Source organism: Actibacterium ureilyticum (assembly GCF_002285435.1).
Classification (GTDB): Bacteria; Pseudomonadota; Alphaproteobacteria; order Rhodobacterales; family Rhodobacteraceae; genus Actibacterium_C; species Actibacterium_C ureilyticum.
The window spans coordinates 1-13,443 of record NZ_NSBT01000040.1; the positions used below are offsets into that span (position 1 = coordinate 1).

Below are 13,443 nucleotides of genomic sequence, written 5' to 3' on the forward strand. Positions count from 1 at the left end.
GGATTGTATGCGCTCTCGACTTCGATATTGGCCCGGTAAAGGAGCGCCCAATCAGTGACTGAAAGCCCTGCGCGACGCAGCGCACCATGCCCGGCATACCGCAGAGCCGTGGTCTCGATCGCATGGAGGATTTCTGGGGTGGCGCGGGCGGCGGATCGAGCCGGGATCGCTGTCTCGCTCGTTGCGTCAGGAACGCGAGGTTCTGCGAAGAGAAAAAGGCGCCCGTTTGCCTCTTGAGAAGAGGAAATCAATTGGCCGTCTGGGCCAACCGAAAAGATGAAACCGTCGGCCAGGGCCGGGGGCGCGGAACAAACGCCTGTACCCAAAGCAACGACGAGCGCAGTCGCGCGGTCAGCTGCCTTTGACCGGAGGCGCGGCGTGGCGCTCGCGGCCACCTTCTTCAAGTGGGATGCTAGCGGTCGTACAGCCCATGTCGGCCAAGAAACTGACAAGGCCAACGATGGTTTTGAAGTCGCGGAGCTTGAGGACGCTTCGGCTGGTGACGAGCATCTTATCGTCACGCCCATCAGTGGCGACGGCGCGGATGACCCACGAGCCGTACCAACTGTTATGGCGCTTCTCTGCTCTCTCCTTGCAGACCACCTCAATGAGGTAGCCCTCGGCGAGCAAGCCGCGCAGTCCGCCTTCTGTAACCACATTCGGGGCTTCTTCTATCATGGCCTTCCCTTGGGTCCTTGTTCTGCCTGGGTGCAGTATCAGGCCCACGGGGTCGCAACACCGTGAGCGATACAAAACAACATTAATGATAGCAAGACAATAATAACGTGTTGACGAAGTTCGCCTTGCTCCGATAACGGTGATAGCCGACAGAATGATAATCTTAAAGGCGGCAAAGGAGTTTTGCCCTGCGCTTGTTTATTGCGCGCAACGCACCGTTGCTGTTCGCGTTCCTGCTTGGAAGCATGCCGATAGCCGCGGCAGCAGATTGCGTACCTCCCGAACGACCGTTCTTGCCTCAGTCGCAAGAAGACATGCGTGCCTACGCCGATCTGATCAGAAGCGATTTCGAGACCTACATTGCCGATGTGCAGGACTACTTCCGTTGTCTCGACGCCGAGCGCGCTCGCGCCTTTGTTGAGGCGAGGGAGGTCAGTGATGACTACGCCAGGTTCCTGAATGCTCTCGAGTAAGCGACTACGGGTTTGTGCCGCCAGTAGAAATCAACCGTTAGACCAACGCTACGTCAGTCTCCAACGCAATGATGTTTTTCAAGCGGGCGATCATGTCGTCACCAACGGCGACATCCACACTCGCCGTCTCGATGATCGTCTCCTGACCTGATATCCGAAACTGGGCCTGAAGACCTTCCGATCCTGAAAGATCTTGGTGATGCGGATAGAGCAGCGTCAGTCGTGGTGCTTTGTACAGGTGCGCATAGGCCATCATCTGATAGACGTCGCCTTGGGACACTCCTTGTTTTCGATCATCAATACGGGAGGAAATCCGCTTCCACTTCGTGTCGATCACATGGACAACCTGCCCCGCACGCCAGATCAGGATATCGGGTTTCGTCTGGAACACAGCGCGGTCATCATCGAGCGATGTCAGGCAGAATAGTCTCCCGCCTTGTAGAGAGACCCGATAGTCCGTGCGTGCCAAAGCGCGTGTGATCAGTCGGCCGACATATTCCTCAAAAAGTGCGTTCATCTCAAAGAGGAGTGCAGTCCCCCGCCCCACCCCGGCACTCGTCGTTTGGTACCGATTACGCAGAAAAAGTTGCGCCATCCCGAACAATTCCTGCCACGCCCGGTTTGTCCGGTCGATGATGACCTCATTCCATTTCAGCGCAGGAACAGCGACTTCGGATATATCGGCGTAGACGAAAGCCAATTCGCGCAAACGCTGTTGATTGGCGGGACTGCGCGACATTCTGGAGAGATGTGCGACCGTTGCTTTCATGATGCGGTTCAGAGCGATGTCTTCTGACAGCTCATCAAATTTGCAAGCGAGCCGTGAGGGGTTCGCTGCGTGACGAGTAAATTGACGAGGCAGATTGAGCGTCCCGCGCAACGCTGCAAGGTCATCCTCTTGGACAATATATCGCCGCGGCATGCCGCGACGAACGGCATCGGTCAGCTTGCTGCAGAAAATGCGGATGAGAATTTCCAGAAGCGTTTCGCGCTGCCAGTCAAGCTCTGTGATCTGGCCTGTCTCGATTTTTAGGTCCAGTGCGACTGCGAGCATGTGAACAAGACGTTTGCGAATGGCAGCATTCTTTCTTGCTTCGCCTCCTTGCCCTTCGACATCGATCTTGGGAAGAATTTCAAGGCTGCAGCCATCGGTTGCCAGGACCCCGACAACGCCACGCGCCCGCAGTTCATGGCGCCGATCCTCAAGCACTCCGCCTCCACCCCTTCCTGCAAAGGTCGATGCTCTGGCGAGCGCCGCGAGACGCTCGGCAAAATGATCGGGAATGCAGCCGTCCCCTTCGCCGTGGGGCAACGTTTCCCATTCGCGCAGGGTGAAGGCCGGCATCAGGCCGCAAACTCCGAGAAGTCGAATTTGTCTTTGACCGTCCACCGCAGTTTTTCGCTAGAAAAGTCGTCTTCAGTCATGCCTCCGGGTACCGCAATTTGTTTGGCATCGAGGAAGCGGGCGGGACCGTGAGTAGAGTCGCCAAGAACAGCTGCAACCTTGGACCAGTCCTCATAGAAATACTCAGCCAGAAGCGGGATCACCTTGTCTCGCATGACGCTCTCAATATCCGCCCGCGTCTGGCAGCCTGTGAAGTACGCGTGCCCGATTTGATGCTCCCGGTCGAACAGATACTCAATTCGCTCGTTGATCGTAGACAGCAGCTTTTGCAGATCGACCCCATCAACGTTGTCCGACAAAACTGAAGGGTCGGGCATCAGTTCCTTGAAAGAAAACCGGCGGCGTAGCGCTGTGTCCAACAGCGCGATGGAGCGATCGGCCGTGTTCATCGTACCGATGACATGGAGGTTCTGAGGCACGCCAAAGGACTTCTTGGAATAGGGAAGCGTGAGGCGGATCTCGTTGTCCATCCCGAGCCGCTTGTCGGGCTCGAGAAGCGTGATCAGCTCGCCGAAGACCTTCGAGATGTTCGCCCGGTTGATCTCGTCGATGATGAGGACATAGCTTTCAGATCCGGCGGCTGGAATGCGATTACCATGTTGCTTGCTCTTCTGATCAACTGGAACCAGCCAGGATTGATCCGGGTGACTAGCCCAGCTAGGCATGTTGTGGTCTTCCCAACCCCCGGTCGGCTCAACCCCGGTTTTCATTCCTTCCTGGACGAGAGCTTCACGATATTGTTCCAAGGAGAAGCCATCCGGTTTCTCGTCCGCAAGGCGCGTTGCGACATGTTGTGCAATGTGACGGAAAGTTCCTTCACGCACAGGCGGCATGGTTCCCACAGTAAATAAGGGTGTTGATGTGCTATCGTGTCTCTTGCGCTCAAAAGGTTCGGTTTCATCGAACGCAATTGCCTCCAAAGCGTCCCAGTCGATGCGATCTGCGGCAAGCTGATACATCGGTTGAAAGGCGCTGAAGTTTTGCGGGTAAAAGTCGGACCGTTTCGCTCCGTTTTCGTCGCTCCAAATCCATTCTACGCGACGACTGTGCTGTGCACCGGTAGATGTCTCATCGAATTCATAATCCCCGACGATCCTTCCCAGAGCGACTGCCAAGTTCTTCCCGACAGTTAGGAGAACGTAGCTCCCTGGTTCAGCAGCACCTCTGAAGTACCAAGTGCCGCTAATATCGGCCGCGCGTCCGTCTGTTCCAGGGTTGCTTTCGAGCCATTGAGATTTGACTGCCTGAAAATCCTCATACTCAGGCCCCGACCAATCGATCCCTGCGCCAAATCCCCAAAAAATCTTGTTGTTACGAACGGCCGCAGAAAGTTGATCCCTCCAATCTGTGCCAATGAGGCTGAGCTTGAAGAGTCCCTCTCTTCGATCCAAGAGCTGAGCTTGTCCGGTTGTGCCCGGATCTAGGCGCGCCGCTTCGCAAATGCGTTTGAAAATGCCGTCATGACATTCAAGGCGAAAGCCGGAGCTGCCTGCGATCGGTTCCGGCCCTTCCATGTTGCCATTTCCTGTGGTCGGCCGCAGCCCTTCGATAAATTCCTCGTACGACATCGATTGGTGAAATGTCACAAATTCAATCCGTCCCTCGCTCACGAGTTCGCGGTACGTGCGCATCAGGGTGGATCGTTGGTCGCGCCCTTCCAGACCAGATGCGACCTGCTCTCCCAAACAGAGCCGGACGGCTTCCCATGCAGTCTGATAGGTCTTGCCCGTGCCCGGCGGGCCATAGAGGATCAAGTTTACGGCGGATGGCGAGGGCGCTTTTTTTGTGTCGGTCACGGTGTCCGCCTCCGGTTGGGAATTTAGCGTATAGGTGAAAACGGTCGAACTGCTTGGATTTGGTTCGGTGCTCGTGGGCGGTGGTACTTGCGCAAGTTTCTGGAATTTTTCACCGCCAAGTGCCTGGCAGATGTTCGGGAACGCGTCTTTCAACCCGATTGCCGCAGAAAGGTCTCCTGCGCGGATGGAGACCTCCCTAGCCGACTTTTCCCGGGCAGGTTCGATGAAATAGTTCAGGGCGCAGAGCCTGATCCGGTCGGCACCTTCCATTAGGTGTTCGTACCGCTCAGGGCGCTCGGTGGGTTGATCGTTTTGGTCGACGATGATGTAACCGGCGTTGTGAAGACGCGCAGCAGCATCCGCCTTCTGTCCCCAGCCACCGTTTAGTTCTGTCTTGCCGAGAATGAAGCCAATTAGCGGTTTGGTCGGATAAACGCGGTTTCCGCGCTCACGCGATGACCGGACCCAATAGTCGCGTGGCTCACCGAAGGCACCAAAGATATCGCTATGAGCTCCGTTCGCACGGTAGCTGTCGTATGCGTCCATCGCGGCTTCAATCTGGGCTCGATCGAGTGCGTGGCCTTTTGCGCCTTCCGCCATCGCATAGTTATGGACGACCCAAAGCGCACTTTGAACGTCGATCATATCTCGAGGTGCGAGGCCGCGCTCTTCGAATGCGTGACGTACTGCCTTCATAAAGCGCATCTCATCCGCGTAGGTCTCGGCAAGCGTTGAATGCTTCGGGAATGGTGTTCCCACTGCTTCGCGCCATAGATCCTGCCGAACCGTATGCCGGATGTAGACTGCCTGATCTGGCCATAGATGAAAGAAAATGAACTCACCGATCTGCCTCGCCGCGTCTTCCGTGCCTTTCGGCACGGCCTCTTTCCAAATGCCTGCGAAGATGTCGAGCGCCGCCGCATGTTCTTCCGGTGATCTAAGTGCAGCACGTACAAGCGACGCAACGGCGGGATCGAGAAGCCCGTGATCAGCGTTGCTCTTTGAGCTTAGAGGTTCGCTCGTGCGCCAATCCAAAAGGTTGTTAGAGTCAGTCGCGGCGGTGAAAACGGCTTCTGTAATCGAGCTGTCATCGCCTGCGCTTTCCAGGGCCGGGCGCAGCTTGTTGATCGTTGCCAGTTTGTAGTTTCGTTCAGCTTCATCAAAATCTGGATCCGGGCGATCGAAGCGATCGAGGCTTGGAAAGAAGTGTTGCAGACGCTCTATCCAGCGCTTCACGGCAGTCGGGTCGAGCTGAAAGTCTCCCGCAAAGCCAAGAGCGGTCAGAGCTGCGCGCGCCCTATCGGGATCGAGGTCACCAAGCTTCCAAGCGTCTATGTCTTGAAAACCTTTCGACTTGAGCCCGCTGTGGCGACCTTCATTGTCGCTTCCGGACGGCGGCTTCCTGCTGGGTTCCAGGCCGGCATCGCGCAGCGCAGGCACATGACTCTCGTGAAACCAGAGGTTTGGGCGATCGTTCGTATACTCGAGACAGAGCGGCCGACCCTGCGGATCGATCAGTGGGCCAAGATAGAGGCTTGCATCGTAATCCGGGTTTGGCCGCAGTTTCGAGTTCCGAATGACTTCAAACACTGCACGGCGATTAGCCGAGGGCTTTCGCTTTGTTTCAAGTTCGGAGATGCGGTTTGTGAAACTGCTCCAGTCCATTTTCCCTATCTCGTTGATTCTGGTTGATAGCTTTTCAGCGCGCATAGCGTGTTGATCAGCTGCATTTGTTCCACGGTATCGCACTTGGCCTCGCGCAAGCGCGGTGAGCCGAAGACCAAGGCCAGGCCCTTGGCACGCGACACCGCCACATTGATACGGTTGAGCGAAAACAGAAACTCCATGCCTCGTGATGTCTCTTCGGCAGAAGATGCCGTCATTGAGACAAGGCATACAGGTGCTTCCTGCCCCTGAAACTTGTCGACCGTCCCGACCCGAATGTCATCGGGAAGTGCATCTTGGAGGGCATTCACCTGAGCGTTGTAGGGGGCCACAACGATGATGTCAGACCGGCGCATGGGTCGCTCAGTGCCGTCTTTTTCAGTCCAGGTGCCCGTCAGAAGGTTGTCAATCGTGTCCTGAATTGCGGCAACCTCTTCGGAAGCGATCTGCGCATTGCCTTCATGGTTCACGGGTACCCAAAAGGCGCCCGCATTGGGGAAACTGGTTCCCGATACGCCTTGGCGGACCGTATCTGCGTGACTGATCAAACGACCTTCGTAGACCTGATCGGAGATGAAACGGCAGACGTCGGGATGCATCCGGCGCGTGACGGGAAGGAAAATCCCTCTGTCAGGCGGAATTGTTGCGTGATCGCCCAGCATCCAGTCCAGGCAGGAAAGATTTGCGGGTTCAGGGTGTGCCCCTTGGATCACTTGCGGAAGCTGTCTCGGATCGCCAACCAGCACGATGTTTTTTGCAGAGCGCCCCATGGCAGCCATGTTGGCCAAGCCAACCTGCCCCGCCTCATCAACGAACAGCCAGTCGTATGCCTGCACATTCTCTTCCCGCGCAAAAAAGAAAGCAGTTCCGCCCACGACATGACCGCCACTTGCGGCTTCGGCGTTATCTGTAGTGCGTTGAATTGGACAATCGTCTGGGTAGCCATCGTCGGACCCGGAAACCTTGTGAACCAGATCCAGCGTGATCGGCAGATCTTCGTCTTCAAGCGCACCTAGGCACCCCATCAATACGTTGCGGATGGCCTCGTGGCTGTTCGATGTGACACCTACGCGCGCGCCTTTTCGGACAAGAGACAGGATCGCGCGGGCAGTGACGAACGTTTTGCCCGTGCCCGGGGGGCCCTGAATAGGCAATACCGTTTGATCCATCGCGCCGACGGCATCAATCGTGCCTATGACTGGGTCCTCAACCGGCGACAGCGCCCCAGTAGTCAGCCGCGGCGCCGCTCTGCATAGAAGATCATCTACGGCCCGGTAGGACTTGACCGTGCATTGATCGGCGATGACGTCCTGCAGAGCCGCTGCGATGACCTTGGTATCAAGCGGCCAATCGGGGTGGAGAGAGAGGCGATCCTCCAAAATGTGACCTTTTCCCGGTCCGACCTTGACCGTAATCTCGCGTCTTCTCCGGTCCATCTCCTCGATATTGACAGAGACCGGGGCGCCATCGAAAACAGGAACGGTGGCTTTCTTTCCTGGCCGCAGTTTTGTCTCTTGCACTGGAAAGCGGTAGCGGCGTGCAAACGAACGCTTTACCGGCTCGACAGCGGAAATCGCTTCCAGCCCAGCTAGGGCGTCCAAATCGTCGATGAGGTCATCTTCGTCTTTCGCGGCACTGTCAAAAACGGCCCATTGGGCAGGTTTGACCTCGCGCCTGTGAAAAAGACCCAGATTGAACAGTAGATCCTGCCGCTCATCCGGCAAAGCAGAAGCGGCAATCCGCTCGCGGAGCGCCCTTGTCTCTCCGTCTTCCTCAGCTTCTTTTGGAGCCGCGTCTTGGCCAATCGATGGCCACGGTCCTGCCGGGCGGATGCCAACCAGCCAGTCTCGCAACTCTTCGGTCGAGATGCAGTCAATACGGTTGTAGTCCTCGATTTCATCAAGGATGTGTTGATCGCCGATCTCGCGCCATCTTTCGTATGCTACGACCGAACCACCCGCTGTTTTGACCTCTCCGTCGCGCTTTCGGTCGTAAAAAGCTTCCATCGACTTGATCGAATAGTTTGGCTCCGAACCAATCAGTCCTCCACGCACGACGGCGAACAGATCGACAAAACGGCGCTCGCGTAGAAGCCGATCGAGAAAGGCTTCGCCGATTCCATATTTGGTCGTCAGCCGCTTGAGAGCCGTGATTTCATAAGGGGCATAGTGATAGATGCGCGCTTTAGGATACTCTTCCAGCCTTGCGCGGAAGAATGCCAATAAATCGCTCAAAGCTTGGGCCTCGGCCCTGTGATCATGCGCCCAGAACGCTAGAAATTGCCCGTCAAACCAGAGCCCGTGCAGGTATTCCAGTCCGCCTTCGAAGTGTGGATCTCCTTCGATGTCATAGAAGACGTCGCCAGGCTTTGGTTCTGGCAGCAGGGCAAAGCCTTTGCCAGGTTCAGGCGCCCTCAATTCGAACGTTGGTCCGCCAGTCTTCCGGTCATGCTGCAGACGCGCCTGCGTGACCAGTCGCAAGCGAGTGTTCTCGGACATGCCGCGTACTGGTTGGGCGAGCGCCGCCAGCTCCGCCATGGTCTTGATACCAGCTGCTTCAAGCTTCTTGACCTGGCCCTTCGTGACATTCGCCACATTGAAGAGGCTGTCCTCCTTCGCCCATACATCGGCACAGTGATCTCCCCAACGACACAGGCCGCAGTCGGCGCAAGGCACAGGCCGCGTGGCAGCCGGTTCCGCCACGAAAGCCTCAAGCCGCGCACGGGCCGCTCGAGCGTAATGTGCGTAATCTGCCAGCCGCAGCGTTGCACGCTCACCTGTCCCGAGTTCAACATGCGCAAACACGGGAGGCACACCCTGAATTTCGGTCAGAAGGTCTGAGTAGAGCACGAGCTGCAGAACATGCTTGGGATGCGGTCGGCGTTTCAGTTTGGTGTCGGCCACTTCGTAACTGAATGGTCCAAGCGCCGAGGGCGTATCCACCCGCAAAAGAAAATCCGACCATCCACCCCAGTTCCCGGACAGAAATGCACCTTGGAAGACGACCTCGGCACCGCTTTGCAGTGCCGCGCGTGTCGTTTCGGAATCTTGGACGATGTTTCCCCGTTCGATCTCCACGACTTTGTTGCCCGCGGCCTTCAAACGTTCGAGATGCGCCAGCTCGTGCGCATCTCCTTGCTTCTGCAGAAGTGCGGCGTCTTCTGTGTCTTCTCCCGGGGTGGGCCCTTCGCCTCTAAGGCGCAATAAGTCGAGGGCGGTCGCATGGGTACATCCCATGAACCGCATCAAGTCAGTCGCCGAAAAAAGGATTTTGTTGTCAATTTTCCGCATGGGTTCCAGCAATCATCAATGAGCGCAACCCTCGGAGCGGAAACGTCTCGTTAGCTTGCAGCTTCTTCAATAACATCGGTGGGTGTCAATATCTGTCGTGCTTGGCAAACATTTGATTCTTGACGCTTTACAGCCGACGACGCGCTGCGGACACTGCTATGCGGCGAAGCCGTCCTGGCCCCGAACAATCCGAAGACTTTTGGGCGCAATAAGGGAAGCGCGCTTGCCCTTTGCTCCCATCCAGAGTGAGAACCCTTTGGCGATTAAGTTTGCCGCATCATCCAGCGTAATGGCATAAACTGCGAATTCAGCATGGTGCTTGTTCTTTCCATGCGCCGGGTCCGCCAACTGATACCCTTTGCTGGTGATTACCGGCTCTTCAATCACCCCGGCACGAGAGCAAATCCGTTCAATTTTGATCACACGTCCACGCATCGTTTTTTCCCTCTCTGTGTTCTGCTGCGCCTGACGAGCCTCTCAACTCGCACCGTGATCACCCTTACCGGAATCGGCTCGACAGGACGCAATGACACAAATAGCCTGCAAGGGTGTCAAAAACTGACAGGTCCAGAGCAGCCCATGTCCTTTTCCAAGGCCCAAGATCTCATTCGTCTTGCTCAGATGGCCGCCGCGCGCCGCAGCGGGGTCAGTCTCGAAGACATCTGTGACGAGTTTTCAGTTTCTCATCGCACTGCTCAGCGTATGACCGATGCGTTGGTGGCCACCTTCGGAAATGTCGTGGCTGAAGACGGTGAGGACCGGAAGCGACGCTGGTGCTTACGCGACACTGGACTCTCACGGCTACAACTTCGGCATGAAACTGGCGCCGAAGCACTGGAGATCGCTGCTCGTTCAGCCGAAGCAGAAGGCAGGCTGCGGCATGCAAAGGCCTTGGCGGACCTTCGAGATGGTATGTTGGCAAGAGTGCCGGCTCGAGCTCGCATCGAAGCGGATGCAGAGGCTGTCCTGATGGCCATGGGCCAAGTCACACGACCCGGCCCCCGTGTCAGTGTCGCTCCCGACATTCTTGACGCAATTATCGAGGCGCTGCGCGGACCCTTTCGGTTACGCGTGCGCTACAGTCAGGACACGAAGAAACGCATCTTGGAGCCGCATGGGGTATTGCTGGGGCACAGGACATATCTTGCCGCGCGTGACCCAGCAAAGGCAGATGAGGTCCGAAACTTCCGCATTGATCTTATACACGAAGCAGAAACCTTGAATGAAAGCTTCAAGCTCCAGGACGGCTTCACCATTGCAGATTATGCAGCCCACGCCTTTGGGGTCTGGCAAGATCCGGCGCAATTCGGGGAAGTGGTCTGGCGCTTCAGGCCAGACGCAGCCGCTCGTGCAGCCGGCTTTCAGTTTCATCCAAGACAGACATTGGAACACCAGCCAGATGGCAGTCTTATCGTCCGTTTCCATGCAGCGGGCTGGCTTGAGATGGTTTGGCACCTGTATCAATGGGGCGACAAGGTTGAAGTCATCGCCCCGGCGGAGTTGCGAGCCATGGTCGAGGGCTATCGCCGCTCCGATTTTGCCGCGATGCCGTGACCTGATTTTTCGAGGAGAATTTTTATGAACGACAGCTTGACGTTCCAAGCACTGAAGGAAAAACAGAGGGCCATTCGCTCGGGATTTCCCGAAACCATGGGCCTTCGTGTCCACCGTGCAATCAGTTGGATCGGTCGTGCCGAGGCCTGTGAAGAAGACGATGACGCGCGGTTCATATTTCTTTGGATCGCATTCAATGCAGCCTACGCCGACGAACGAGAATTCCAGTCTATCCCGCTAGGTGAACGCGCTACGTTCCTTGAGTTCTTTGGTCGGCTGACACAGCTGGATGCTGATCGGCGGATCTACAAGGCCGTTTGGCAGCGCTTCTCTGGTCCAGTTCGTCTTCTCCTGGAGAACCACTACGTCTTCAGCCCGTTCTGGCAACACCACAACGGAATCGAAGGCTTCGATGATTGGCAGGAGCGTTTCAATGCTTCGGCCCGAGCCTTCGGACAGGCTTTCCAGGCTGGAGACACAGCGAGAGTTTTGAGTTTTGTCTTTGACCGTCTGTACGTTCTGCGCAACCAGCTCGTGCACGGCGGTTCGACTTGGAACGGCGGAGTTAATCGCGCGCAAGTGCGCGATGGAGCGGCAATCCTTGCATTCCTGATGCCAGTTTTTGTTGACCTGATGATGGATAACCCGAGCGGAGACTGGGGGCGTCCTTTCTACCCCGTAGTCTCGTAGCTGCGCGCAGTTCCTGCTGAGCTAACAGCAGAACCTCGCACGTGCATAGACCTTCTTCCGGCAAAGGTACCGCTAGCGGGGACCTTTCGCTCTGCCTAGCAATCAAATCTCCTTGCTATCGGTAATGTTGTTTCGTATCGCTGCACCATTATAGATGGAGTCGGCATCATGAAGCACGTGATCCACGGCGTGGCCACAGCCACGGCAATAAGCATATCCGGACTAATGGCCTCGTCAGGGCCGGCTCAGGCCTATCAAGTGGACTGTGCGATCCTCCTCTGCCTTGCGGGCGGCTGGCCTGCCTCCGCGCCCTGCGCCCATGCCAGAGCGGTCTTCATTCGGCGGATCACGCCATGGCCGATCGAGCCGCCCCTACAAATCTGGCGGTGTCCGATGGGTGTGTCGTTCAACGAACCAAGTCCGTTGTCGGCTATGGAACGCCTTTATGACATCACGTTTCGCGATCCGCCCGAACCGCAGGTATCGACTCCGATACCCCTTGTTCGCGTCCAGGCGGATGAACAAGCCGACATCGACATCTCAGGCGACGCCTTTGATTTCGTGCGCAGCATTCGCGTCTATCACATTCAGTACCGCCAGCACGAAAACCGAGATGGTGACTGCAATCGCAGCGACTCCACGCGATTGGGGTCCTACGGCGTGCAAGGCGATTACCGATGGACAAGATCCAACGTGGGCCAGGTGCCGGCTGCATCTGGCCTGAGCATCCCGAATGGATGTGGCAGCTACTTCTACCGCTCCGTCTTCGTCGACTGGCGTGATCACGCCGGGAACTATGGTTCTGAAGAAGTTCGCTACTGACAAAATCTGCTCGCGGTCTTGCCGCGCGCGTCATCACAACCCCGCACGAAAGGCTGTGCAAAACCCCCGAAAAGGAGACGACGCCAGACCGTGAAGCCTGACGCCGTGCAAGAAAACTCCGTGAACAAGAGTTTCCTAGCGCACGGCTAAGACACCCGCAACCAGCAAAGTTGTTTTGCTGGCAAGAATGTTGTTGTCTCACGACATGGCGTCGGATCTCCAAGGAGACCTCGACCATGGAACCTACGACCGGCCTGATCCTGCGACGGATCACGCAGACAAATCTCTCTGTTGCAGCGCACAAGCTTGCCACCCTTATCCTCGATGCCATCGCCTGGAAGGATGGCTACAACGGTTTGGCGCGCGGAACGGCAGCCTTCACCCTCTCGGCCCTTGCGGAAAAGATGGGTGTCTCACGGCAGTATCTTTCGGTTCTTTTGAGCGAACTTGAGACGTCGGAGTTGCAGCTCGAGCGGGCAAAGCCGAATGGCAAGTTCGCGCCCTGGATCTTTCGGTTTTCCGCCTTCGACAAGGAGAGTGAAACCCATGATCTCGTGTCAGGTGAAGGCGACACATCACTATCTAGAGATAATAATAACAAAACTATCTTCTCAGGACTGATCGACATCACCGCGAGTTCGAACGTTTTTCAGACCAGTTGGGCAGAGCTCATCAAGGCAGCGAAGGCCACGCTGCCCTGCTGGAACGTTGACACCCAGGTCATCTGGGATCGCTTCCACGCCTTCAACCGGTCCCGAGGCAACGGGAAGGTGCCGGCCGGCTTCCTGCTTGGCTTCATGCGCCGATGGCGGAATTCGTCGGGAACTCCATCTCGTCCCGCGGTCAAGCCGCCCGCGAGACCAATAACGGACCCCAAAGAGCGCGAATTGCTGAGACAGATGCAAGCCGCACCTACTGCGAACCGCCAGTTCCACGCGTCCGACTTGTGTCGCTTGATCGGACACGCTGCCTACGAAGCGCGGGTACTCGATGTGATCCGCAGGTTTGGGTGCCAGAGGTTTTCAGCAACCTTGGCGGTGCACGGACGAGCGGTGCTGGCAGGCGAGATT

At 56.8% G+C, this 13,443-nt stretch carries 10 protein-coding genes and 1 pseudogene; 5 read left to right on the plus strand and 6 right to left on the minus strand.

The genetic code is table 11. The features are described from left to right. Together CLM60_RS21095 and CLM60_RS19930 are read right to left on the minus strand one after the other, a co-directional pair. A pseudogene (locus CLM60_RS21095) lies at positions 1 to 395 on the minus strand (lytic transglycosylase domain-containing protein); the annotation flags it as partial. Continuing rightward, complete coding sequence (locus tag CLM60_RS19930) at positions 352 to 678, minus strand: hypothetical protein (RefSeq protein ID WP_095590916.1); 327 nt, start codon at positions 676 to 678, stop codon at positions 352 to 354. The gene CLM60_RS19930 and the pseudogene CLM60_RS21095, both read right to left, overlap by 44 nt. A 194-nt stretch (positions 679 to 872) precedes the next feature. On the opposite strand from CLM60_RS19930, the gene CLM60_RS19935 reads away from it, so the two are divergent. Further along, positions 873 to 1,151 carry a hypothetical protein gene (locus tag CLM60_RS19935; protein WP_425427248.1) on the plus strand — a complete coding sequence of 93 codons (279 nt, stop codon included), beginning with the start codon at positions 873 to 875 and terminating at the stop codon, positions 1,149 to 1,151. A gap of 37 nt (positions 1,152 to 1,188) precedes the next feature. On the opposite strand, the gene CLM60_RS19940 is transcribed toward CLM60_RS19935, so the two are convergent. From CLM60_RS19940 to CLM60_RS19955, 4 genes are all read right to left on the minus strand, one after another. Beyond that, complete coding sequence (locus CLM60_RS19940) at positions 1,189 to 2,496, minus strand: McrC family protein (protein ID WP_095590917.1); 1,308 nt, start codon at positions 2,494 to 2,496, stop codon at positions 1,189 to 1,191. Further along, positions 2,496 to 6,017, minus strand: a complete 3,522-nt coding sequence (locus CLM60_RS21260) for an AAA family ATPase (protein ID WP_245848542.1) — start codon at positions 6,015 to 6,017, stop codon at positions 2,496 to 2,498. The genes CLM60_RS19940 and CLM60_RS21260 overlap by 1 nt, the downstream gene beginning before the upstream one ends. A gap of 5 nt (positions 6,018 to 6,022) precedes the next feature. Next, entirely contained in the window at positions 6,023 to 9,307 is a 3,285-nt protein-coding gene (locus CLM60_RS19950) for a TM0106 family RecB-like putative nuclease (protein WP_095590918.1), read from the minus strand. Between the two features lie 156 nt (positions 9,308 to 9,463). Further along, positions 9,464 to 9,742: a hypothetical protein gene (locus CLM60_RS19955; RefSeq protein ID WP_095590919.1), complete on the minus strand. Its 279-nt coding sequence runs from the start codon at positions 9,740 to 9,742 to the stop codon at positions 9,464 to 9,466. Positions 9,743 to 9,886: 144 nt separating this feature from the next. On the opposite strand from CLM60_RS19955, the gene CLM60_RS19960 reads away from it, so the two are divergent. The 4 genes from CLM60_RS19960 to CLM60_RS19975 form a co-directional block, all read left to right on the plus strand. Further along, complete coding sequence (locus CLM60_RS19960; protein WP_095590920.1) at positions 9,887 to 10,861, plus strand: helix-turn-helix transcriptional regulator; 975 nt, start codon at positions 9,887 to 9,889, stop codon at positions 10,859 to 10,861. A gap of 24 nt (positions 10,862 to 10,885) precedes the next feature. After that, the gene (locus CLM60_RS19965) at positions 10,886 to 11,551 is read left to right on the plus strand and encodes a HEPN domain-containing protein (protein WP_065267398.1); all 666 of its coding nucleotides are present in this window, start codon (positions 10,886 to 10,888) and stop codon (positions 11,549 to 11,551) included. Positions 11,552 to 11,719: 168 nt separating this feature from the next. Then, entirely contained in the window at positions 11,720 to 12,373 is a 654-nt protein-coding gene (locus CLM60_RS19970; protein WP_176473764.1) for a hypothetical protein, read from the plus strand. 236 nt (positions 12,374 to 12,609) lie between these two features. After that, positions 12,610 to 13,443 (plus strand): hypothetical protein (locus CLM60_RS19975; protein ID WP_095590921.1); only part of this gene is annotated, 834 nt, incomplete at its 3' end.

Bases quoted from the DNA above. Each gene is read 5' to 3' on its own strand.
- CLM60_RS19950 (WP_095590918.1), bottom strand. From the start codon at position 9,307: ATGCGGAAAATTGACAACAAAATCCTTTTTTCGGCGACTGACTTGATG.
- CLM60_RS19960 (WP_095590920.1), top strand. From the start codon at position 9,887: ATGTCCTTTTCCAAGGCCCAAGATCTCATTCGTCTTGCTCAGATGGCC.
- CLM60_RS19955 (WP_095590919.1), bottom strand. From the start codon at position 9,742: ATGCGTGGACGTGTGATCAAAATTGAACGGATTTGCTCTCGTGCCGGG.
- CLM60_RS19930 (WP_095590916.1), bottom strand. From the start codon at position 678: ATGATAGAAGAAGCCCCGAATGTGGTTACAGAAGGCGGACTGCGCGGC.
- CLM60_RS19965 (WP_065267398.1), top strand. From the start codon at position 10,886: ATGAACGACAGCTTGACGTTCCAAGCACTGAAGGAAAAACAGAGGGCC.
- CLM60_RS19940 (WP_095590917.1), bottom strand. From the start codon at position 2,496: ATGCCGGCCTTCACCCTGCGCGAATGGGAAACGTTGCCCCACGGCGAA.
- CLM60_RS19970 (WP_176473764.1), top strand. From the start codon at position 11,720: ATGAAGCACGTGATCCACGGCGTGGCCACAGCCACGGCAATAAGCATA.
- CLM60_RS21260 (WP_245848542.1), bottom strand. From the start codon at position 6,017: ATGGACTGGAGCAGTTTCACAAACCGCATCTCCGAACTTGAAACAAAG.